The 21,593-nt window shown below is 73.0% G+C and carries 20 protein-coding genes; 17 read left to right on the top strand and 3 right to left on the bottom strand.

From position 1 onward, the window contains the following. Positions 1 to 144: 144 nt before the first annotated feature. Positions 145 to 441: a hypothetical protein gene (locus OG956_RS16480; RefSeq protein WP_330338730.1), complete on the top strand. Its 297-nt coding sequence runs from the start codon at positions 145 to 147 to the stop codon at positions 439 to 441. Beyond that, a complete protein-coding gene (locus OG956_RS16475; RefSeq protein WP_330338729.1) occupies positions 438 to 773 on the top strand; it encodes a hypothetical protein in 336 nt (111 codons plus the stop codon). Before OG956_RS16480 ends, OG956_RS16475 begins: the two co-directional genes overlap by 4 nt. Positions 774 to 944: 171 nt before the next feature. Here OG956_RS16475 and OG956_RS16470 read toward each other — a convergent pair whose 3' ends face one another. After that, on the bottom strand, positions 945 to 1,337 hold the full coding sequence (locus tag OG956_RS16470) for a pyridoxamine 5'-phosphate oxidase family protein (RefSeq protein WP_330338728.1): 393 nt from the start codon (positions 1,335 to 1,337) through the stop codon (positions 945 to 947). A gap of 129 nt (positions 1,338 to 1,466) precedes the next feature. On the opposite strand from OG956_RS16470, the gene clpB reads away from it, so the two are divergent. Then, on the top strand, positions 1,467 to 4,064 hold the full coding sequence (gene clpB / locus OG956_RS16465; protein ID WP_330338727.1) for an ATP-dependent chaperone ClpB: 2,598 nt from the start codon (positions 1,467 to 1,469) through the stop codon (positions 4,062 to 4,064). Between the two features lie 257 nt (positions 4,065 to 4,321). Beyond that, positions 4,322 to 4,861 carry a YbjN domain-containing protein gene (locus OG956_RS16460; protein WP_330338726.1) on the top strand — a complete coding sequence of 180 codons (540 nt, stop codon included), beginning with the start codon at positions 4,322 to 4,324 and terminating at the stop codon, positions 4,859 to 4,861. A gap of 15 nt (positions 4,862 to 4,876) precedes the next feature. On the opposite strand, the gene OG956_RS16455 is transcribed toward OG956_RS16460, so the two are convergent. Further along, positions 4,877 to 6,097: a hypothetical protein gene (locus tag OG956_RS16455; RefSeq protein ID WP_443065565.1), complete on the bottom strand. Its 1,221-nt coding sequence runs from the start codon at positions 6,095 to 6,097 to the stop codon at positions 4,877 to 4,879. Positions 6,098 to 6,214: 117 nt separating this feature from the next. Then, a complete protein-coding gene (locus tag OG956_RS16450) occupies positions 6,215 to 7,399 on the bottom strand; it encodes a pyridoxal phosphate-dependent aminotransferase (protein WP_330338725.1) in 1,185 nt (394 codons plus the stop codon). A gap of 927 nt (positions 7,400 to 8,326) precedes the next feature. Here OG956_RS16450 and OG956_RS16445 point away from each other — a divergent pair. The 13 genes from OG956_RS16445 to OG956_RS16385 all read left to right on the top strand — a co-directional run bounded on the left by OG956_RS16445 (position 8,327) and on the right by OG956_RS16385 (position 21,550). Further along, positions 8,327 to 8,851 carry a DUF2617 family protein gene (locus OG956_RS16445; protein WP_330338724.1) on the top strand — a complete coding sequence of 175 codons (525 nt, stop codon included), beginning with the start codon at positions 8,327 to 8,329 and terminating at the stop codon, positions 8,849 to 8,851. Positions 8,852 to 8,949: 98 nt separating this feature from the next. Beyond that, positions 8,950 to 10,587 (top strand): polyamine aminopropyltransferase, encoded by a 1,638-nt coding sequence (locus tag OG956_RS16440; RefSeq protein WP_330338723.1) that lies wholly within the window; start codon positions 8,950 to 8,952, stop codon positions 10,585 to 10,587. A gap of 54 nt (positions 10,588 to 10,641) precedes the next feature. Continuing rightward, positions 10,642 to 11,460 carry an SRPBCC domain-containing protein gene (locus tag OG956_RS16435; RefSeq protein ID WP_330338722.1) on the top strand — a complete coding sequence of 273 codons (819 nt, stop codon included), beginning with the start codon at positions 10,642 to 10,644 and terminating at the stop codon, positions 11,458 to 11,460. 30 nt (positions 11,461 to 11,490) lie between these two features. Then, the gene (locus OG956_RS16430; protein WP_330338721.1) at positions 11,491 to 12,279 is read left to right on the top strand and encodes an aldose epimerase family protein; all 789 of its coding nucleotides are present in this window, start codon (positions 11,491 to 11,493) and stop codon (positions 12,277 to 12,279) included. Between the two features lie 10 nt (positions 12,280 to 12,289). Then, the gene (pyrE, locus tag OG956_RS16425) at positions 12,290 to 12,838 is read left to right on the top strand and encodes an orotate phosphoribosyltransferase (protein WP_330338720.1); all 549 of its coding nucleotides are present in this window, start codon (positions 12,290 to 12,292) and stop codon (positions 12,836 to 12,838) included. Positions 12,839 to 12,982: 144 nt separating this feature from the next. Continuing rightward, on the top strand, positions 12,983 to 14,005 hold the full coding sequence (gene fbaA / locus OG956_RS16420; RefSeq protein WP_330338719.1) for a class II fructose-bisphosphate aldolase: 1,023 nt from the start codon (positions 12,983 to 12,985) through the stop codon (positions 14,003 to 14,005). A 69-nt stretch (positions 14,006 to 14,074) separates the two neighbouring features. Next, positions 14,075 to 15,538 (top strand): MFS transporter, encoded by a 1,464-nt coding sequence (locus OG956_RS16415; protein WP_330338718.1) that lies wholly within the window; start codon positions 14,075 to 14,077, stop codon positions 15,536 to 15,538. Between the two features lie 80 nt (positions 15,539 to 15,618). Further along, positions 15,619 to 16,032, top strand: a complete 414-nt coding sequence (locus OG956_RS16410; protein WP_330338717.1) for a DUF3151 domain-containing protein — start codon at positions 15,619 to 15,621, stop codon at positions 16,030 to 16,032. Positions 16,033 to 16,177: 145 nt separating this feature from the next. Beyond that, a complete protein-coding gene (locus OG956_RS16405; RefSeq protein WP_330338716.1) occupies positions 16,178 to 17,026 on the top strand; it encodes a tryptophan 2,3-dioxygenase family protein in 849 nt (282 codons plus the stop codon). 1 nt (position 17,027) lies between these two features. After that, positions 17,028 to 18,221, top strand: coding sequence for a kynureninase (gene kynU / locus OG956_RS16400; RefSeq protein ID WP_443065680.1), 1,194 nt, complete (start codon positions 17,028 to 17,030; stop codon positions 18,219 to 18,221). A gap of 291 nt (positions 18,222 to 18,512) precedes the next feature. Then, complete coding sequence (locus tag OG956_RS16395) at positions 18,513 to 19,415, top strand: alpha/beta hydrolase (RefSeq protein ID WP_330338714.1); 903 nt, start codon at positions 18,513 to 18,515, stop codon at positions 19,413 to 19,415. A 129-nt stretch (positions 19,416 to 19,544) separates the two neighbouring features. Continuing rightward, on the top strand, positions 19,545 to 20,885 hold the full coding sequence (locus tag OG956_RS16390) for a sensor histidine kinase (RefSeq protein ID WP_330338713.1): 1,341 nt from the start codon (positions 19,545 to 19,547) through the stop codon (positions 20,883 to 20,885). Beyond that, a complete protein-coding gene (locus tag OG956_RS16385) occupies positions 20,882 to 21,550 on the top strand; it encodes a response regulator transcription factor (RefSeq protein WP_330338712.1) in 669 nt (222 codons plus the stop codon). Before OG956_RS16390 ends, OG956_RS16385 begins: the two co-directional genes overlap by 4 nt. The last annotated feature ends 43 nt before the right edge of the window (positions 21,551 to 21,593 follow it).

Below are 21,593 nucleotides of genomic sequence, written 5' to 3'. Positions count from 1 at the left end.
AATCTCCACCCCCCAGGGTCCTGAACGTGCAGGAACATGATGCATCGATTGTGTGGCCATGACGTGCCGGAATGGGCCATCGTCGTATTCGGACGGGGGAGAGGTGACCTTCACATGAGGACGAAGCCGACTATGCATAAGAGAATGCTTCGCTCGGCGCTTGTCGCCGCCTTCTCCGCCGTGCTGGCCTTCGGAGCGATGACCGGTCACGCGGGGGCGAGGAGTGATGCCGCGCAGGACAGCAGCTGGCTGGTCAAGGCCGCGCCCGGCGACAGTAGTTGGCTGGTCAAGGCGGCGCCCGGCGACAGCAGCTGGGTGATCGCGGCGTCCGGCACTCCGGGCGACAGCTCCTGGGTCGCCCCGGCGGACAGCAGTTGGGTCGCTCCCGCGGACAGCTCGTGGGTCGCCCCGGCGGACAGCAGTTGGGCCGTGCGGTCATGAGCACTCCACCCGACGACCGCTCCTTCCGCCGCGAGATGGCCACGGCCTACCGCTCCGGATGGCACTTCATCGACCTGGTCACCGCCATCCCGCACAGCGGTGACTCGCTGATGGTGACGGTGTTCGGCGAGCCGGTCGTCGTGACGCGGGACGCGGACGAGGACGTGCGGGCGTACCGGTGCCTGCGCAAGCCGCGCGGCGCCCCCCAGCCCGTGCGCTGTGCCGTACGGTACGGAATGATCTTTGTGAATCTCGACCAGCGGGACCACCGGCTCGCCGAGCCGGCGGACCAGGACCTGAGGACCATCTCGGCCACCCCCCGCAGTGCCTGACGCGATTCCCCCGTCGTAAAAGATCGCTCAGGTGCTTCCCCCCGCAGCGGCGTCACCGTGACCTGAACACGGTGACGCCGCTGGCGTTTTCCGGCGGTATGTCATGGCATGCGCCGGTATGAGCGCGCCGCCAAGGTGGCCGAAACTGTTCGCTCGCGCCCCGGCGTCCCGTCACAGGTTGCCCAGCGCCCGCTCCACCTCGATCTCGATCACCACGCGCGCCGGATTGGGCGACGGCACCCGGTCGTACCGCTCGGCGTACCGCTTCTCCGCCTCCGCCACCCGGTCGGCCTGCGTCCGCACCCGCGCCCGGCCCTCCAGCGTGGCCCAGCGCCGGCCGTCCACCTGGCACACCGCGACCCGGGCGCCCTCGGCCCCCGCCGCGCGCACGTGCCGCACCTTCGCGCTGGTTCCGTTGGTGATCACCCTGGCCAGTCCGGCCGCCGCGTCGTACGTCACCCCCACCGGGACCACGTGGGGACTGCCGTCGGGCCGGAGCGTGGTCAGCGTGCACAGATGGCGTTCGCGCCAGAAGGCCAGGTACTGCTCGGAGTGGTTCACCATGCACCGCAACCTAGCCGCCCGCCCCGGTTTCCGCCCTACCGTCCCAGCCTTGAGCGGAATAGACTCAACTTTGTGTACGCTGATTAAGTCAGCAGTGGAAGAGTGCGGCCGAGGAGGAGAACGGACGACGTGGACGCCGAGCTGACCAACAGGAGCCGGGACGCGATCAACGCGGCGAGCAACCGTGCCGTGACCGAGGGGCACCCGGACCTCACCCCCGCTCACCTGCTGCTGGCTCTGCTCCAGGGGCAGGACAACGAGAACATCACCGACCTGCTCGCGGCCGTCGAGGCCGACCAGGCCGCCGTACGCGCGGGCGCCGAGAAGATCCTGGCCGCGCTGCCCAGCGTGACCGGATCCACCGTCGCGCCCCCGCAGCCCAACCGCGAGCTGCTGGCCGTGATCGCCGACGCCGGCGAGCGCGCCAGGGAACTGGGCGACGAGTACCTGTCGACCGAGCACCTGCTCATCGGCATCGCCGCGAAGGGCGGCCGGGCCGGCGAGCTGCTCGCACAGCAGGGCGCCGATGCCAAGAAGCTGCTGGAGGCCTTCAAGAAGGCCAGGGGAGGACGCCGCGTGACCACCGCCGACCCGGAGGGCCAGTACAAGGCCCTGGAGAAGTTCGGCACCGACTTCACCGCCGCGGCCCGCGAGGGCCGGCTCGACCCGGTCATCGGGCGCGACCAGGAGATCCGGCGGGTCGTGCAGGTGCTGAGCCGCCGGACGAAGAACAACCCGGTCCTCATCGGCGAGCCCGGCGTCGGCAAGACCGCCGTGGTCGAGGGGCTGGCCCAGCGGATCGTCAAGGGCGACGTGCCCTCCTCGCTGAAGGACAAGCGGCTGGTCGCCCTCGACCTCGGCGCGATGGTCGCCGGCGCCAAGTACCGCGGTGAGTTCGAGGAGCGCCTGAAGGCCGTCCTCGCCGAGATCAAGGACTCCGACGGGCAGATCATCACCTTCATCGACGAGCTGCACACCGTCGTCGGCGCGGGCGCCGGCGGCGACTCCGCCATGGACGCGGGCAACATGCTCAAGCCGATGCTGGCCCGCGGCGAGCTGCGCATGGTCGGCGCCACCACGCTGGACGAGTACCGGGAGCGGATCGAGAAGGACCCCGCCCTGGAGCGCCGCTTCCAGCAGGTGATGGTCGCCGAGCCCACCGTGGAGGACACCATCGCGATCCTGCGCGGCCTGAAGGGCCGGTACGAGGCCCACCACAAGGTGCAGATCGCCGACAGCGCGCTGGTGGCGGCGGCCACCCTCTCCGACCGCTACATCACCTCCCGCTTCCTGCCCGACAAGGCCATCGACCTCGTCGACGAGGCCGCCTCCCGGCTGCGCATGGAGATCGACTCGTCCCCGGTGGAGATCGACGAGCTCCAGCGTGCCGTCGACCGGCTGAAGATGGAGGAGCTGGCGATCGCCAAGGAGACCGACCCGGCCTCCGTGGCCCGCCTGGAGAAGCTGCGCCGCGACCTCGCCGACAAGGAGGAGGAGCTGCGGCACCTCACCGCCCGCTGGGAGAAGGAGAAGCAGTCCCTCAACCGGGTCGGCGAGCTGAAGGAGAAGCTGGACGACCTGCGCGTCCAGGCCGAGCGCGCCCAGCGCGACGGCGACTTCGACACCGCCGCCAAGCTGCTCTACGGCGAGATCCCGAACCTGGAGAAGGAACTGGAGGCCGCCTCCGAGGCCGAAGAGGAGGTCGCCAGGGACACCATGGTCAAGGAGGAGGTCGGCTCCGACGACATCGCGGACGTCGTCGCCGCCTGGACCGGCATCCCGGCCGGCCGCCTGCTGGAGGGCGAGACGCAGAAGCTGCTGCGCATGGAGGAGGAGATCGGCAAGCGCCTCATCGGCCAGACCGAGGCCGTACGCGCGGTCTCGGACGCCGTACGGCGCTCGCGGGCCGGCATCGCCGACCCCGACCGGCCCACCGGGTCCTTCCTGTTCCTCGGCCCCACCGGTGTCGGCAAGACCGAACTCGCCAAGGCGCTCGCCGACTTCCTCTTCGACGACGAGCGGGCCATGGTCCGCATCGACATGTCGGAGTACAGCGAGAAGCACAGCGTGGCCCGGCTGGTCGGCGCGCCCCCCGGGTACGTCGGCTACGAGGAGGGCGGCCAGCTCACCGAGGCGGTCCGCCGCCGCCCGTACTCCGTCATCCTGCTGGACGAGGTGGAGAAGGCCCACCCGGAGGTCTTCGACATCCTGCTCCAGGTGCTGGACGACGGACGCCTGACGGACGGCCAGGGCCGCACGGTCGACTTCCGCAACACCATCCTGGTGCTCACCTCCAACCTGGGCAGCCAGTTCCTGGTCGACCCGCTCAGGAGCGAGGAGGAGAAGCGGGAGCAGGTCCTCGAGGTGGTCCGGTCCTCCTTCAAGCCGGAGTTCCTCAACCGCCTGGACGACCTGGTGGTCTTCTCGGCGCTGACCAAGCCCGAGCTGGAGCGGATCGCCCAGCTGCAGATCGACCGCCTGGGCAGGCGGCTGGCCGAGCGCCGGCTCACCCTGGACGTCACCCCCGAGGCGCTGGCCTGGCTCGCCGAGGAGGGCCTGGACCCGGCCTACGGCGCCCGGCCGCTGCGCCGTCTCGTCCAGACCGCCATCGGCGACCGCCTCGCCAAGGAGATCCTCGCCGGCGACGTCAAGGACGGCGACACGGTCCGCGTCGACCGCTTCGGTGACGGCCTGCTGGTCGGGCCGCCGACCGGGAAGACGCTGTGACGCTCACACGGTGAACGCCGAGAGACGTACGAGGGCCTGCTGAGGGCCCTCGTACGTCACCTGTCCGTGTTCACGAAGCCGCTGTTCAGCCGTGTGCCGTACACCCCGCTGCGCCGCCTGCGCCCCCGCCCGCGCGACAGCCCGCCGCCCCTGGGCCGGAATCATGTCAGCCAATGGCGGACAGGGGGCGTCGGGGCTTGCCTCCCCCCTCCCCGCATGGGGGAGGATGGCGGAATCCGCATGAAGGGAAGTACACGGTGAGCATCGACCCGTCCTCGATTCCGAACTTCGGGGGCCAGCCCGAACCGCAGCCCCAAGGACCGGCGGGCCCCGTCGTCCCGGATCAGGATCTCGTGAAGCAGCTCCTCGACCAGATGGAGCTGAAGTACGTCGTCGACGAGGAGGGTGACCTCGCGGCGCCGTGGGAGCAGTTCCGCACCTACTTCATGTTCCGCGGAGAGGCCGAGCAGGCCGTCTTCTCGGTGCGGACGTTCTACGACCGCCCGCACAAGATCGACGAGAAGCCGCAGCTGCTGGAGTCCGTCGACGACTGGAACCGCCGCACCCTGTGGCCCAAGGTGTACACCCACACCCACGACGACGGCACCGTCCGGCTGATCGGCGAGGCCCAGATGCTGATCGGCACGGGCGTCGACATCAACCACTTCGTCTCCTCGACCGTCAGCTGGGTGCGGGCCGCGATCGAGTTCGACCGCTGGCTCGTCGAGCAGCTCGGCCTGGAGCAGGAGGTCAACGAGGCGGACGAGCCCGAGAACCCCGAGGACGACGCCGAGTAGCCCGCGCGTCCCCGTCTACAGCGGCTTGTGCGCGTACACCACCAGGTACGCGCCGTAGGCATAGCCGAGCCCGGCCAGGGCCCCGACCAGCACGGTCGCGTGCCAGGGCCGGGCTCGCGCCGTTCGCGCCAGGCTCCGCGCCGCCGGCAGCAGCAGCGGGAACGCCGGCAGCAGGAACCGCGGCTTGCACTCGAAGAAGCCCGACCCGCCGAGCACGACCAGCAGCAGTACCCCGCTGAACACCAGCAGCGGCAGCGGGGCGCGGTCCAGCACCAGCAGCGCGTACAGCACCGTCGCCACCGCGACCAGGACCAGCGCCATCGGGAACACGAACCGGCTGCCGTGCAGCAGCACCGAGCGCAGGAACAGCAGCGAGCCGTGCCCGAAGTCGAACGTCGACCCCCACTGCCGCTGCACCTCGAAGTAGCCCCCGAACAGGTCCCCCCTGCGCCGGCCGGCCCACAGCACGTACGCGGTCCAGCCCAGCGGGGCGAGCGCCGCGCCCGTCCACAGCCTGTGGGAAACCCGTCCGCGCCGCCGCCACAGCTCGGCCCCGGCCGCCGCCAGCACCGCGACGGCGACCGCGAACCCGTTCGGCCTCGCCAGCCCGGCGCCCGCCGCGAGCGTGCCCGCCCACAGCCAGTCCCCGGCCAGCACCGCGTACAGCGACCAGGCCGCGAACGCGGTCAGCACCGGCTCGGTGTACGCCATCGACAGCACCACCGCGTGCGGCAGCAGCCCCCACAGCAGCACCAGCGCGACACCGGTGGCCGGCCCGTGCAGCCGTGTGCCGATCGCGTGGATCCCGGCGGCGGCCACGGCGGCTCCGGCCCAGGAGATCAGCAGCCCGGCGGCGCCCCCGCCGACCGGGGTGAGCGCGGTCACCGCCCGCAGCAGCGCCGGGTACAGCGGGAAGAACGCGAGGTCGCTGTGCGGGCCCGGGTCGTGGGAGGGCAGGTCGTGCCCGTAGCCGTGGGCGGCGATGCCCAGGTACCACACCGAGTCCCAGGACCGCGCGAGCAGCCGCAGCGGATCCCGGCCGGCGACATGCGCGACGAGGGCCAGCACGGCCGCACCGGTGAGCCGGACCCCGAGGAAGAGGCCCACGGCGACACCCCCCGCGCCCAGCAGCGACGGACCGGTACGGTCCCGCCGCACCGGCTTCGAGGCGGCCCGGGGCGGGGCGAGGGCCGGGGCACGGGTTGGGCTGGCGTGGGCGGGGCCGGCGTGGGTCACATCTGAGCACCATGCGCGAGAACGCGGCACGCCCGCACGGTGCACCGCCGATGCGCCGCCCGCGGTCACCCGTCTGCGGGGCCGCCCGGGGGCGCGGCCCCGCGTGCTACGGGGCGCTCACAGCGCCCGGAGCCGTTCGGCCGCCTCCCGGAGCACGTCCTCCCTCTTGCAGAAGGCGAAGCGCACGTACGGCGCGCCCGCCTCCCGGTCGTCGTAGAACACGGCGTTCGGAATGGCGACCACACCCGCCCGTTCCGGCAGGGCCCGGCAGAAGGCGAAGCCGTCCTTCTCGCCGAGGGGCCGGATGTCGGTGGTGATGAAGTAGGTACCGGACGGCACGAAGACCTCGAACCCCGCCTCCGCCAGCCCCCGCGCCAGGATGTCCCGCCGGGCCAGCATGGACCGGCGGAACTCCTCGAAGTAGGAGTCCGGCAGCGCGAGCGCCTCGGCCACCGCGTACTGGAAGGGGCCGGAGGAGACGTACGTCAGGAACTGCTTCGCCGAGCGCACCGCGGCCACCAGCCCGGGCGCGGACGTCACCCAGCCGACCTTCCAGCCCGTGAAGGAGAACGTCTTGCCGGCCGAGCCGATCGTCACCGTGCGGTCGCGCATGCCGGGGAAGGACGCGAGGGGCAGGTGCTCGGCGTCGTCGAAGACCAGGTGCTCGTAGACCTCGTCCGTGACCACCAGCAGGTCCCGCTCGACCGCCAGCTCGGCGACCGCGGCCAGCTCGGCGCGGGTGAGGACCGTGCCCGTCGGATTGTGCGGGGTGTTGATCAGCAGCAGCCGGGTGCGGCCGGTGACGGCGGCGCGCAGCTCGTCCAGGTCCAGGCGGAAGGAGCCCTCGTGCGGGCGCAGGGTGACCGGCACCCGCGTGCCGCCCGCCATCGCGATGCTCGCCGCGTAGGAGTCGTAGTACGGCTCCAGGGCGACGACCTCGTCACCCGGCTCCACCAGCGCCAGCAGCGCCGCCGCGATCGCCTCCGTGGCGCCCGCCGTGACCAGCACCTCGGTGTCGGGGTCGTAGCTCAGCCCGTACCGGCGCAGCTGGTGCGCGGCGATCGCGGTGCGCAGCTCCGGGATGCCCGGGCCCGGCGGGTACTGGTTGCCGCGGCCCTCGCGCAGCGCCCGCACCGCCGCCTCCCGCACCTCCTCGGGGCCGTCGGTGTCGGGGAAGCCCTGGCCGAGGTTGATCGACCCGGTCGACAGGGCGAGCGCGGACATCTCGGCGAAGATCGTCGTACCGAACGCGGCCAGCCGGCGGTTCAGGTGAGGGCGTGCGCTGGAGGTCATGCCGGCCATCCTGCGCCCAAGCTCTGGAGTTCCTCAACTCTGCTTTGCGTCCCGAGGCGGCCGGGCATCCCCCGTGCACGGCGGTCCACGGGGGGCCGCTTCGGGGGAACGGAAGGAGGGTGACGCCGTGGTTGCGGGCATCATCTTCATCCTGGTCGTGGCGGCGATCGTGGCGTGCACGGCGCTGGCGGGCGGGTCGCGGAGCCGGCGGCGCGCGGTGCCGCCCGGGAAGGGCGGCGGCCGTCCGTCCCGGTTCCGTACGTACCGCTCGGCGTCGTCCTCGGGGGCGGCCGGGGGCGGCGCCAGCTGGTGGGCCGGGGACTCGGGGTCGTCCTCGGGAAGCCACGGGGGACACCACGGCGGCCACCACTCCTGCGGGGGCGGCCACTCGTGCGGGGGCGGGCACGGCTGCGGAGGCGGCGGCTGCGGGGGAGGCGGCGGCTGCGGCGGCGGTTGCGGGGGAGGCGGCTGACGCGGGGCGGGCAGTTGACATGAGGCTGGGCGGCTGACTCGGGGCTGGGCGGCTGACGCGGGGCTGCCCGGCTGACGGTGAGGTGAGTGGCTGACGGAGGCCGGCGCGCTGCTCTTCCGGGTGTTCGGCGGTGACGACGGCCCGTGGGCGCCGGTCCGTGTCAGGTGTCCGGCGCCCGCGTGTCCTGGGGCCCGACCTCGCCGTTGTGTTCAGCGTGCCCGGCGCTTGGGGGCCGTTCCGCGCGCCAGGCGTGCGCCATGGTTGAACAGTTGAACAGTACGGTCCCCTGAGGGATGGAAACCCCACGAAGTTGGGTAAAAACGCTGTGGGGGTGCCTCTGTTCATGATTCCCTCTAAATCGCCAACGCAGCCCCCGGATTGTCCCTGAGACTGCCCACTCCGGCGGAGCCGGCTGGGCTGACGTGGCCGATCTCCCCCTCATCGCGTGTTAGCGGAGCCGATCCATGCTCACGACCCTGAACACCTCCTACACCGATACGCGCGCAGCCGACCTAGCCTGGGCCCTGGGACGCGAACCGCTGCCGGCCCTGGCCACCCTCGACCTCGAACTGACCGATGCCAAGCTCCAGTTGAGACTCCTCGGCGCGTCCCACCAGGTGCTGCTGGACCAGGAGCGAGGCAGCTGCTCGGAGACGGTCGCGTGCATCCCCGGCTCCAGCACCCCGCTGCCGCTCGGCGTGGCCAAGCGGGTCGGCGACTGGGAGTACGAGTTCGCGGCGCGCGTCGAGGTGCTCACGCCCGGCTCCTTCGCGGGCCGCGCCCAGGAGTTGCTGGCCCTCGTCTCCGACCACCCGCACGGCCTCGTCGGCGTCTTCCCGGGCAGCCCGCACGCCTTCACCGCGATGCTGGCCCAGCGTCACGAGGGCCAGGTGCACTGGCGTACCTGGCACGCCTACCCGCAGGACGGGCAGTTGGTGGCCACCCGGACCCGGGTCGGGGTGCGGGTGCCGGTGAGCAACGCCGGTTGACCGAAGATCGGTGACATAAACCCACGGGGGCTCAAATGCCCCCAGATCCACACGTGTGGGTGACGAAGCGTCCCGAGCGCGTGACGTAACGTCGCAGGGTGATCGAACCGCACGCCCCCGCGCCCCCGGGCGCCCCGCCCCCCTGGACGGGTCCGGCCCTGCTGCCCGTCCGGCCCGGCACCGGGCGGTTCCTGGTCCTCGTGTGCGTCTTCGTCTGCGCGGCCTGCGGACTCGTGTACGAACTCGAACTCGTCGCCTTCGCCTCGTACTTGATCGGAGACTCGGTCACCCAGGCCTCCGTCGTGCTCTCCGTGATGGTGTTCGCGATGGGCATCGGCTCCCTCGCCGCGAAGCGGCTGCGCTGGCACGCCGCCGCCGGCTTCGGCGCGATCGAGACCGCGCTCGCCCTGGTCGGCGGGTGCAGCGCGATGGTGCTGTACGCCGTCTTCGCCTGGACCGGCGGCTGGGGCGGGCTGTGGGCCGAGGGCCCGCGCTGCCTGCTGGTCGCCTTCTCCCTCGCCATCGGCCTGCTCATCGGCGCCGAGGTCCCGCTGCTGATGGAGCTGATCCAGCGCATCCGCCGGCAGGACGCGGGCGGCGCGGTGGCCGACCTGTTCGCCGCGGACTACGTCGGCGCGCTGGTCGGCGGTCTCGCCTTCCCCTTCCTTCTCCTGCCGTTCCTCGGCCAGTTGACCGGCGCCCTGCTCACCGGCACGGTCAACGTGGTCGCCGGCGGCGCCCTGGTCCTCGGCCTGTTCCGCCGCGACCTGACCCGCCGGGCCCGCTGGACCCTGCTCCTCGTCGGCCTCACCGTCCTCGGCGTCCTCGCGTCCGCCGCCGCCCTCGCCGACGACTTCGAACGCGCCGCCCGGCGCGCCGTGTACGGCACGGACGTCCGGGTCGCCGAACAGACCGACGTCCAGGAGGTCGTCCTGACCGGCGGCAGCGGCGGCGCGCCCCTCGACCTGTTCCTGGACGGCCGGCTGCGCGCCGGCGGCCGCGACGAGCGCCGGTACGCCGAGGCCCTCGTGCACCCCGCGCTGTCCGGCGGCCCGCACGCGCGCGTGCTGATCCTCGGCGGCGGCGACGGCCTGGCCGCCCGCGAGGCGCTGCGCCACGGCGGGGTGCGCCGCGTCGACGTCGTCGAACTCGACCCCGGCCTGATCCGCCTGGCCCGCCACGACCCCGGCCTGACCGCCGCCAACGGCCACGTCTACGACGACCCCCGCGTCCGCACCGTCACCGCCGACGCCCTCGGCTGGCTGCGCGGGGCGCCCGCGGCGGCGTACGACGTCGTGATCGCCGACCTCCCCGACCCCGGCATCACCGCGAGCACCAAGCTGTACTCCCAGGAGTTCTACGGCCTGGCCCGCCGCGTCCTCGCCCCCGGCGGCCGGCTCGTCGTCCACGCCGGGTCCGTCACCACCCGGCCCCGCGTCTTCTGGACGGTGGCCGCGACCCTGCGCGCCGCCGGCTTCGCCGGCTCGCCCTACCGCGTCGTCGGCCACGACTCCGGCTTCCCGGCCGGCCCCGACCGCTCGGCGGCCGCGTCCGGCGCCCCGCACGACTGGGGCTTCCTGCTGGCCCGGCCCGGAACCATCCCACCACCGCTCCGCCTGGCTCCCGGCCGACTGCGCACTCTCACCCCGGCGGCACTGGGAGCGGACGCCAGGGCAGCGGACCGGACCCGCATCGGGGGCCTGCCCGCGTCGACACTGGTGCATCCCCGGTACTGACGAGCCCGTCTGGTGCGGGTACTTTCCGGGGACACCTGGGTAGGCTCACCGGACATGGAGCACCAGGTCTTCGTCCCGGTCCCGCCCGCCCTGCTCGGCGCCGCGCTCGCCGACCCGGTCCGCGTCGCCCGCGCGCTCCCCGGCCTGCAACAGGACGCCGGCGCCGAACCCGTCGCCGGGCGCCTGAAGCTCCGCGTCGGCGGACACTCCGTCACCTATCGGGGTACGGCACGGGTGGTGGCCCGCGACGACGGCACGTACGCCGTCGAGGCCGACGCCACCGAGGCCCGCGGCACCGGCGCCGTGAAGCTCGCCCTCACCCTGCGCCTCGCGGACACCGAGGGCGGTACGACGGTCATCGCCGAGGGCACGGCGGACGCGGACGGCCGTATCGCGGAACTCCCGCCGGACACGGTGCACGCGGCGGCCACCCGCCTGCTGAACCGTTTCCTGGAGAACCTGGCGGCGGCACCGGAGGAGCAGGAGCCGGAAGTGGAGAGGGAGGCGGAAGCGGCGTCGGAGACAGCGGAACCCGAAGAGGAGCACACGTCCGTCTTCGACGCCGAGGTCCCCCCGCCGTCCCTGGACCCCGCCGCCGAGGACGCGGAGGACGCCGGCACCCCGGCCGGCGGCCTGTCCGAGGACTTCGCCGACACCGGCGAGCCGCCCGCCGAGGCCGCGCACGCCCGCCGCACGATGATCGGCCGCAGCGCGGAGGAGGTCGACCACGCGCCTCCGCGGGGCCGCTACGCCCCGGTGCCGGCCCCCCAGACGGTGACGGCGACCTCGGCCCTGCGCTGGGCGGCGCCCGCGGCGGCACTGGCGGTGGCGTCGGCGATCGTCGTGACCCGGGCACTGCGCAGACGCCGCTGACCCGGCCGGTCCTCCCAGTACTGTCTTCCCGTGAGTAACGAAGACATCACGCTGACCGCCGGCCTCGCGGAAGTACACGTCAGCCCGGCCAACGGCGGCCGTATCAGCAGCCTCGTAGTCGATTCCCTGGAGCTGCTGCGGCAAGGGCCCCGCTACGGCTGCTTCCCGATGGTGCCCTGGTGCGGCCGTATCCGCGACGGCCGTTTCCTGGACGGCGGCGCCGTCCGCCAGATGCCGCTCAACTCCCCGCCCCACGCCATCCACGGCACCGCCCGCGACGGCGCCTGGCGCACCGCGCGCGTCGCGGAGAACGAGGCGGTGCTCACGTACGACCTGGTCGAGCCCTGGCCGCACCCCGGCCGCGTCACCCAGGTCGTCACGCTCGCCGAGGACGGCCTGACCCTCACCATGTCGGTGGAGGCGCGGGACGACTCCTTCCCGGCGCAGATCGGCTGGCACCCCTGGTTCAACCGGAACCTGGGCGGCGAGGACGTGACCCTCGGCTTCAAGGCCGCCTGGCAGGAGGAGCGCGGGGAGGACCACCTGCCCACCGGGAACCGGATCGACCCCACGCCCGGCCCCTGGGACGACTGCTTCGGCATGCCCGGCGGCGTCGACGTCACCCTCACCTGGCCGGGGCGGCTGGAGCTGAAGGTGACCAGCCGCGAGGAGTGGGTGGTGGTCTACGACGAGCAGGCCGAGGCCGTGTGCGTGGAGCCGCAGACCGGCCCGCCCAACGGCCTGAACACCGCCCCGCGCCTGGTCACACCCCTGGAGCCGCTGGAGGCGAGCACCGCCTGGAGCTGGCGCCGCCTTTAAGCTGGTCGGCATGACGGACGTACGCGGCGCGCTGCTGCAGCAGATCAAGGACAAGGCCGTGGTGCACGGCAAGGTGACCCTCTCCTCGGGTCTGGAGGCCGACTACTACGTCGACCTGCGCCGCATCACCCTCGACGGCGAGGCCGCCCCGCTGGTCGGCCAGGTGCTCCTGGACCTGACCGCGGACCTCGAGTTCGACGCGGTCGGCGGCCTCACCATGGGCGCCGACCCGGTGGCCGCGGCCATGCTGCACGCCGCCGCCGCGCGCGGGCGGAAGCTCGACGCCTTCGTCGTACGCAAGGCCGCGAAGGCGCACGGGCTGCAGCGGCGGGTCGAGGGTCCGGAGATCAAGGGCCGCCGCGTCCTGGTCGTCGAGGACACCTCCACCACCGGCGGCTCCCCGCTCACCGCCGTGGAGGCCGTGCGGGAGGCCGGCGCCGAGGTCGTCGCCGTCGCGACCATCGTGGACCGGGCCACCGGCGCCGCGGAGAAGATCGAGGCCGGTGCGGGCGTTCCGTACCGTTTCGCCTTCTCGAAGGATGAACTGGGTCTGGACTGACGACGCGGAGTGACCTGGACTTGTCCGGCGCATGGACCAGCGGTCCATGTCTGGAAAGATGGGGACGACGACGGCGTCGACACCCTCAGGTCTAGGTCAGGGCCGTAACGCACAACCCCAACCCGCAACACAAGGAGCGGACAGATGCCCATCGCAACCCCCGAGGTCTACAACGAGATGCTCGACCGGGCGAAGGCAGGCAAGTTCGCCTACCCGGCCATCAACGTCACCTCGAGCCAGACCCTGAACGCGGCGCTGCGCGGCTTCGCGGAGGCGGAGAGCGACGGCATCGTCCAGATCTCTACCGGCGGCGCCGAGTTCCTCGGCGGCCAGTACAGCAAGGACATGGTCACCGGCGCGGTCGCGCTCGCCGAGTACGCGCACATCATCGCCGAGAAGTACCCGGTCAACATCGCGCTGCACACCGACCACTGCCCGAAGGACAAGCTCGACGGGTACGTGCGTCCGCTGCTCGCGATCTCCGAGGAACGCGTGAAGGCCGGCCGCAACCCGCTGTTCCAGTCCCACATGTGGGACGGCTCCGCCGAGACCCTCGCCGACAACCTCGCCATCGCCCAGGAGCTGCTGGAGCGCACCCGCGCCGCCAACATCATCCTCGAGGTGGAGATCACCCCGACCGGCGGCGAGGAGGACGGCGTCTCGCACGAGATCAACGACTCCCTCTACACCACGGTCGAGGACGCGATCCGCACCGCCGAGGCGCTGGGCCTGGGCGAGAAGGGCCGCTACCTGCTGGCCGCGTCCTTCGGCAACGTGCACGGCGTGTACAAGCCGGGCAACGTCGTCCTGCGCCCCGAGCTGCTGAAGGAGCTGAACGAGGGCGTCGCCGCCAAGTTCGGCAAGGCCTCCCCGTTCGACTTCGTCTTCCACGGCGGTTCCGGCTCCAGCGAGCAGGAGATCCTCACCGCGATCGAGAACGGCGTGGTGAAGATGAACATCGACACGGACACCCAGTACGCCTTCACCCGTCCGGTCGCCGGCCACATGTTCCAGAACTACGACGGCGTCCTGAAGGTCGACGGCGAGGTCGGCAACAAGAAGGCCTACGACCCGCGCACCTGGGGCAAGCTGGCCGAGGCGAGCATGGCCGCCCGCGTCGTCCAGGCCACGCAGAACCTGCGCTCGGCGGGCAACAAGATCAAGTAAGCGGTACGTCCGTTCCGCACCGGGCCCGGCGGCTGTCCTCGGCCGCCGGGCCGCTGTATACCTGGGATCATGCCCGACGTCCGGCTGGCCTCGCCCCAGGGCAAGTGGATCCTGCTCACCACGGTCCTCGGCTCCAGCATGGCGCTGCTGGACTCGACCGTCGTCAACGTGGCGCTGCCGCGGATCGGCGACGACCTGGGCGCGAGCCTCGCCGCGCTGCAGTGGACGGTCAACGCGTACATGGTCACGCTGGCCGGGCTGATCCTGCTCGGCGGCTCGCTGGGGGACCACTACGGCCGCCGGAAGATCTTCGTGCTCGGCGTGGTCTGGTTCGCGACGGCGTCGCTGCTGTGCGGCCTGGCGCCGAGCCCGGGGATCCTCATCGCCGCGCGGGCGCTGCAGGGCGTCGGCGGCGCCCTGCTGACCCCCGGCTCCCTGGCGATCATCCAGGCGTCCTTCCACCCCGACGACCGCAGCCGGGCCGTCGGCCTGTGGTCCGGCTTCGGCGGGATCGGCGCCGCGGTCGGCCCGTTCCTCGGCGGCTGGCTGGTCGCCGGCCCCGGCTGGCGCTGGGTGTTCCTGCTGAACGTGCCGCTGGCGCTGCTGTGCGTACCGGTGGCGCTGCGGCACGTCCCGGAGTCGGCGGACGGCGGCCGGCACGCCCGCTTCGACGTGCTCGGCGCTGTCCTCGGCGCGCTGGCCCTGGCCCTGCTGACGTACGCCCTGATCGAGGCGAGGGCGGGCTCCCTGGCGGTGGCCCTGACGGCGGCGGCGGGCCTGGCGGCCGCGGTGGCCTTCGTGCTGGTCGAACGGCGCCGCCCGGATCCGATGCTCCCTCTGGACGTCTTCGCCTCACGCCAGTTCAGCGCGGTCAACCTGGTCACCCTGTGCGTGTACGCGGCGTTCGGCGGCTTCTTCTTCCTCACCGCGCTGCAGCTCCAGGTCGTGGCCGGCTACTCGCCGCTCAAGGCCGGTACGGCCCTGCTGCCGACGACGGCCCTGATGCTGCTGCTCTCCTCCCGCTCCGGCGCCCTGGCCGACCGGACGGGGCCGCGGCTGCCCCTGACGGTCGGCCCGCTGCTGTGCGCGGCCGCGATGCTGCTGATGCTGCGGGTGGGGGAGGGCGCGTCCTATCCCGCCGACGTCCTCCCGGCCGTCCTCGTCATGGGCGCCGGCATGGTGACCCTCGTCGCGCCGCTGACCGCCACGGTCCTCGCCTCGGTGGAGGCCTCCCGGGCGGGCCTGGCCAGCGGCGTCAACAACGCGGCGGCACGCGCGGCGGGCCTGGTCGCGGTGGCCGCCCTGCCCCTGCTGGCCGGGATGGGACCGGACGCGTACCGGGTCCCGTCCGCCTTCGACGCGGCGTTCCGGCGGGCCATGCCGATCTGCGCCGGGGTGCTCGTGGCCGGCTCGCTGCTGGCCTTCGCCCTGGTCCGCCGCCCGCCGCCCGGCTGCCGCCACCCGGAGTGCCGCGTACACGGCTGCGTCACGGCCCCGCCGCTGGAGGGAGGGCGGCGGAGGCAGCCGTCGTAGCGAGCCGGGCCGGCCCGGTGCCGGCGCGGGGCACCGGCACAGCGCCCGCGCCTGTCACCCGCGTGCGCCAGACTGGACCCATGAGCATCCACGAAAACCTTCTCGGCGGCCCGCCTCCCACCCACCTCCCCGACGACCCCGAGCCCCGTGAGCAGCTCGCCGCCGGCGCCGCTCCCGCGGACGTCGCCGCCAAGTACCCCGCCTCCTCCCTCGCCTGGGCCCAGCTGGCCGACGACGCGTTCGAGCGCGGCGCGGTCGTGGAGTCGTACGCCTATGCCCGTACGGGCTACCACCGGGGCCTGGACGCCCTGCGCCGAAGCGGCTGGAAGGGGCACGGCCCGGTGCCCTGGGAGCACGAGCCCAACCGCGGCTTCCTGCGCGCCCTGCACGCCCTGGCCCGCGCCGCGCAGGCGATCGGCGAGCAGGAGGAGTACGAGCGCTGCACCCAGTTCCTGAAGGACTCCTCCCCGACGGCGGCCCAGACCCTCGGTTAGCCGTACGTCCCGGTGTGGCCCGTCTGGCACAGGCGGGCCTTGCCGTATCCGGGGTCCATTGCGGAGGATGCCGGTGGGGACCGGGGCCCCCGTGCCGGCATCGGCAGGGGCGGACCGCTACCCGGAGCTACAACAGGAGACAGCGATGTCCCAATCGGCTCGGCAGTCCACACAGACTCAGGAGCCCGAGACTCCGCATCTCGATTTCGCGGGCACGACGCCGTACGAGGACTACGTCAGGGCGGACGTGCTCACCCACCTCCAGCACACCCTCTCCGACGATCCCGGAGAGATGGTCTTCCTGGTCACGACCCAGGTGATGGAGCTGTGGTTCACCGTCATCGTCCATGAGTGGGAGACCGCGGCGGCCGCCCTGCGCGGTGACGACGTACCGGCCGCGATCGCCGCGCTGAAGCGTTCCGTACGGGAACTGGAGGCGCTCAACGCCTCCTGGACACCGCTCGGCCAGCTCACCCCGGCGCAGTTCAACTCCTACCGGTCCGCCCTCGGCGAGGGCTCCGGCTTCCAGTCGGCGATGTACCGGCGCATGGAGTTCCTGCTCGGCGAGAAGTCCGCGTCCATGCTGGTCCCGCACCGCGGCACCCCCCGCGCCCACGCGGAACTGGAGAAGGCGCTGCACGAACCGAGCCTGTACGACGAGGTGCTGCGGCTGCTGGCCCGGCGCGGCCACGCCATCCCCGCCTCCGTCCTGCACCGGGACGTCTCCCAGCGCTACGAGCCGTCCGACGCGGTGGAGCGGGCCTGGGCGGCGATCTACGCCGGCGACCAGGACGCCGAACTCGTCCGGCTCGGCGAGGCGTTGACCGACGTGGCCGAGCTGGTGTGGCGCTGGCGCAACGACCACCTGGTCGCGACCCGCCGCGCGATGGGCGCCAAGCCCGGCACCGGCGGCTCGGCCGGCGTGGCCTGGCTGGAGAAGCGCGCCCGCAAGAACGTCTTCCCGGAGCTGTGGACGGCGAGGTCCCATGTCTGAACTGTCTGAACCGTCTGAACTGGCCCTGGAGGCAGAGAAGCTGGACGCGGCCGACGAACTCGCCCCGCTCCGCGACCGCTTCGTCCTCGACGACGTGGTCTACCTGGACGGCAACTCCCTCGGCGCGCTTCCCGCCCACGTCCCCGACCGGGTGGCCGACGTGGTCCGCCGCCAGTGGGGCGAGCTGCGCATCCGCTCCTGGGAGGAGAGCGGCTGGTGGACCGCGCCCGAGCGGATCGGCGACCGGATCGCCCCGCTGGTCGGCGCGGCGGCCGGGCAGATCGTGGTCGGCGACTCCACGAGCGTCAACGTCCTCAAGGCGCTGGTGGCCGCCGTACGCATGGCGGGCGAGGACCGCACCGAGATCCTGGTGGACGCCACGACGTTCCCCACGGACGGCTACATCGCCGAGTCCGCGGCCCGCCTGACCGGCCGCACCCTGCGCGCCATGACCCCGGCCGAGGTGCCGGGGGCGCTGACCGGCCGTACGGCGGCGGTGCTGCTGAACCACGTCGACTACCGCACCGGCCGGTTGCACGACCTGCCCGGCCTGACCGCCGCGGTCCACGCCGCCGGCGCCCTCGCGGTCTGGGACCTGTGCCACAGCGCGGGCGCGCTGCCGGTGGGACTGGACGAGCACGGCGTCGACCTGGCGGTCGGCTGCACCTACAAGTACCTGAACGGCGGCCCGGGTTCACCGGCGTACCTGTACGTCCGCCGGGACCTGCAGCCCCGCTTCGACTCACCGCTGCCCGGCTGGAACTCGCACAGCGACCCGTTCGGCATGAGCCCGTCGTACGCCCCGGCGCCGGGCGCCCTGCGCGGCCGGGTCGGCACCCCGGACATCCTGTCCATGCTGGCCCTGGAGGCGGCCCTGGACGTCTGGGAGGGCGTGTCCGTCTCCGCCGTCCGCGCCAAGTCCCTCGCGCTGACGGACTTCTTCCTGCGCTGCGTACGGGCGTACACCGGGCCGGGGCGCGTGGAGTGCGTGACCCCGGAACGCCACGCGGAGCGCGGCAGCCAGGTCGCGCTGCGCTGCGAGGACGCGGGCGAGGTGATGAAGCGCCTGATCGCCAGGGGTGTCGTGGGTGACTTCCGGCATCCCGACGTCCTCCGCTTCGGCTTCACCCCGCTGTACGTCGGCTTCGCCGACACGGAGCGGGCGGCCCGTGTTCTGGGGGAGGAGCTGGCGTAGGGGGCGGGCCCGAGGGCCGGGTCCCGAGGATGGGACCTGAAGGCGCGGGGCCGTACGGAAACCGCGCCTTCAGGCCCCCGTACCGCGCCTTCAGGCCCCCGTACCGGGCCTTCAGCCCCCCGTACCGGGGCCTTCAGGACCCGTACCGCACCGTTTGTCCCTCACCGTGCGTGACATCCCCGTGTCCGCGCACGTCACCGGCCTGATACCGTCCCGCCCAACGGCGAACCGGTGACCAGACGCCCCACGGGTCCCCTCGCCGAACACGTTCCATCACTGAGAGGTTGGAGCATGCCGGACGACGCCGCAGCAGCCCGCGCCGCCGCCGAAGAGGAATCGGCCTTCTCGCACCCCCCGGTCGACCCCGACGTCAGCTCCGCTTACGGCAGCCACCCCGACCAGGTGATCGACTTCTACGCGCCCCGCACCGCCGCGGACTCCCCGGCGCCGCTGGTGGTGGTCCTGCACGGCGGCGCCTGGCGCGCCCGCTACGACCGCCGGCACATCACCCCGTTCGCGGACTTTCTGGCCCGCAGGGGCTTCGCGGTGGCCAACGTCGAGTACCGGCGCGGCGGCGAACCGCTGATCCCCGGGCAGAGCCCGGCGCCGGAAGCGGGGAGCGTCCCGCCGCCGGCCGGCCGCTGGCCCGACACCTTCGACGACGTGGCCGCCGCCCTGGACGCGCTGCCCGCCCTGGCCCGCGAGGCGCTCCCGCAGGCCGACGCGCGCCGCACGGTGCTGACGGGCCACTCGGCCGGCGGCCACCTCGCCCTGTGGGCCGCGGCCCGCCATCTCCTGCCCGCGGACGCCCCCTGGCGCACCGACCGGCCGGCCCCGCTGCGGGGTGTCGTCGCCCTCGCCCCGATCGCGGACTTCGAGGTGGCGGAGAAGCTGGAGGTGTGCGGCCACGCGAGCCTGCAACTCCTCGGCGGCCACGACACGTTCGCCGAGCGCCGCCCGTACGCCGACCCCGTCCTGCTCCTGCCGACGGGCATCGCGACGACGCTGGTCCAGGGGCGCAACGACCTGGAGGTGCCGCAGACGGTCGCCGAGTCCTATGTGGACGCGGCGGCGAAGGCCGGTGAGATGGTGGGCCTGACCCTCCTGGAGGACGTCGGCCACTTCCCCCTGATCGACCCGGCGGCGGACGCGTGCGCGGTGGTGGCGGAGGAGATCGCGCAACTGGCGTGGTAGCACGGCGACGCCGGCCGCTCGTACCCGTCCTGCCCGGCGGCAGGGCGCCCCGTAGTACCTGAGAGGGACCCGTGAGAACCCCTCTGCAAGGGGACGACCGCGGGCCGGCCGCCGCCTACCGTTTTCCACGTGACCGAGACGACGCACACGCAGACGACACCGCCGGGCGCGGTCGGCGGGCCGCGCAGCCCGGAGTTCCGGCTGGCCGCGGATGCCCTGCGGGGCCTCAAGGAGGACCTGTTCCAGGACGCCTTCGCCTACCGCCCCCTGCCCCGGGCGAGCGCCGAGGGCCCACTCGCCCGCCGGCTGTCCGGCGGGGGCTGGGCACCGCACGCGGTGGTGGCCGTCCTCGGCGTGATGGCGATGTTCCTGGCCGTGTCGAGCGCCTTCGACTCCGGGCCGGCCGTCCTGCTGTGCGGGCTGCTGGCACTGGCGCCGGTCCTGCTGACGCTGGCCCGGCCGGTGGGGGCGTTCTGGTGCTCGCTGGGCGCGAGCACGGCCGCCGCCGTGATCGGCCGGGGCGGCTGGAGCGACTGGCCCTGGCTGCCGGGCAGTTTTCTGGCGCATCTCGTGGTGCTCACCGTCGTCGCGCTGCGCACCCGCCCCCGCACCGCGGCCTCGATGTGGGTGATCACCGCGGTCTACGGCTTCCTCGCCGGAGGCCTCGTCGGCTGGCGCCGCTACGACACGGACGTGACCCCGATGCTGGTCCTGTCCGCCCTGCTCCTGCTGGCGGTCACGGTCCGGCACATCCGCCGCCAGGCCGAGCAGGAGGTGACCGCGCAGCAGACGGTGACCGCGCACGAACGCTCCCGGCGCACCCTGCTGGAGGAGCGCACGACGATCGCCCGCGAGCTGCACGACGTGGTCGCCCATCACATGTCGGTGGTCGCCATCCAGGCGGAGGCCGCACCCTACCGGGTGGAGAACCCGCCGGAGGAGCTTCAGAAGGCGTTCGCCACCATCCGGGAGAACGCGGTGGCGGCCCTGGCCGAGCTGCGCCGGGTCCTCGGCGTCGTCCGCGCCGAGGACTACGAGGCGCCGGACGCCCCCCAGCCGACCCTGGCCGACCTGGACGGCCTGCTCGCCAACGTGCGGGAGGCCGGCCTGACGGTGGAGAAGGCGGTGACGGGCGCGGTGCGCGAACTGCCGCAGGGCGTCGAGCTGTCGGCGTACCGGATCGTGCAGGAGGCCCTCAGCAACACCCTGCGCCATGCGCCGGGAGCGAGCGCCCGCGTGGAGATCGGCTACGTCCTCGGCGGCCTGGGCCTGCGCATCGTGAACACCGCGCCGCCGGCCCCGCGGCTCGTCAAGCCGTCGCCCGGCGCCGGACACGGCATCACGGGCATGCGGGAGCGGGTCTCCATGCTGGACGGCGAGATGACGGCTGGCCCGACGCCGGACGGCGGCTATGAGGTGGCGGTGTTCCTGCCGGTGCCGGCGGCCACGGTGAGCGAAGGGGACGCATGACCATCCGCGTACTGGTCGCGGACGACCAGATGATGGTCCGCGAGGGCTTCTCGGTCCTGCTGAACGCGATGCCGGACATCGAGGTCGTCGGCGAGGCCGTCAACGGAAGGCAGGCGGTCGAACGGGTCCGTGAACTCGGCCCGGACGTCGTGCTGATGGACATCCGCATGCCCGAGCTGAACGGCATCGAGGCCACCCGGGAGATCGTGGCGGCCGACGCGTCGGCGAAGGTGCTCGTCCTGACCACCTTCGACCTGGACGAGTACGTGTACCAGGCCCTGCGGGCGGGCGCCTCCGGCTTCCTCCTCAAGGACGCCTCGGCCCGCCAACTGGCCGACGGCGTAAGGGTGGTGGCCGCCGGCGAGGCCCTGCTCGCCCCCTCGGTCACCAAGCGCCTGATCACGGAGTTCTCCCGCCTCGCGGACCCCCCGCGCCCGATCCCGTCGACGGCCCGGGCGGCCTACGGCGACCTCACGGAACGCGAGACGGAGGTCCTGGTCCTGATCGCCCAGGGCCTGTCCAACGCGGAGATCGCCGAACGCCTGGTGGTCGCCGAGTCCACCATCAAGACCCACGTAAGCCGCATCCTGGTCAAACTGGGCCTGCGCGACCGCACGCAGGCGGCGGTCTTCGCGTACGAGGCGCGCCTGGTGACACCCGGCTGACGGCCCTGGAGGCGGCCTTCGTCGAGCCCTGAAAGGGTGCCCC

Origin of the sequence: Streptomyces sp. NBC_00557 (assembly GCF_036345995.1) — a bacterium.
Classification (GTDB): Bacteria; Actinomycetota; Actinomycetes; order Streptomycetales; family Streptomycetaceae; genus Streptomyces.
This window is presented reverse-complemented; position numbering and strand designations above follow the sequence as displayed.

What these genes read in the sequence shown, in the direction of transcription:
- OG956_RS16480 (WP_330338730.1), top strand. Translation starts at nt 145, where the DNA reads ATGCTTCGCTCGGCGCTTGTCGCCGCCTTCTCCGCCGTGCTGGCCTTC.
- OG956_RS16475 (WP_330338729.1), top strand. Translation starts at nt 438, where the DNA reads ATGAGCACTCCACCCGACGACCGCTCCTTCCGCCGCGAGATGGCCACG.
- OG956_RS16470 (WP_330338728.1), bottom strand. Translation starts at nt 1,337, where the DNA reads ATGGTGAACCACTCCGAGCAGTACCTGGCCTTCTGGCGCGAACGCCAT.
- OG956_RS16450 (WP_330338725.1), bottom strand. Translation starts at nt 7,399, where the DNA reads ATGGCCGGCATGACCTCCAGCGCACGCCCTCACCTGAACCGCCGGCTG.
- OG956_RS16445 (WP_330338724.1), top strand. Translation starts at nt 8,327, where the DNA reads ATGCTCACGACCCTGAACACCTCCTACACCGATACGCGCGCAGCCGAC.
- OG956_RS16435 (WP_330338722.1), top strand. Translation starts at nt 10,642, where the DNA reads ATGGAGCACCAGGTCTTCGTCCCGGTCCCGCCCGCCCTGCTCGGCGCC.
- pyrE (WP_330338720.1), top strand. Translation starts at nt 12,290, where the DNA reads ATGACGGACGTACGCGGCGCGCTGCTGCAGCAGATCAAGGACAAGGCC.
- fbaA (WP_330338719.1), top strand. Translation starts at nt 12,983, where the DNA reads ATGCCCATCGCAACCCCCGAGGTCTACAACGAGATGCTCGACCGGGCG.
- OG956_RS16415 (WP_330338718.1), top strand. Translation starts at nt 14,075, where the DNA reads ATGCCCGACGTCCGGCTGGCCTCGCCCCAGGGCAAGTGGATCCTGCTC.
- OG956_RS16410 (WP_330338717.1), top strand. Translation starts at nt 15,619, where the DNA reads ATGAGCATCCACGAAAACCTTCTCGGCGGCCCGCCTCCCACCCACCTC.
- OG956_RS16405 (WP_330338716.1), top strand. Translation starts at nt 16,178, where the DNA reads ATGTCCCAATCGGCTCGGCAGTCCACACAGACTCAGGAGCCCGAGACT.
- OG956_RS16395 (WP_330338714.1), top strand. Translation starts at nt 18,513, where the DNA reads ATGCCGGACGACGCCGCAGCAGCCCGCGCCGCCGCCGAAGAGGAATCG.
- OG956_RS16385 (WP_330338712.1), top strand. Translation starts at nt 20,882, where the DNA reads ATGACCATCCGCGTACTGGTCGCGGACGACCAGATGATGGTCCGCGAG.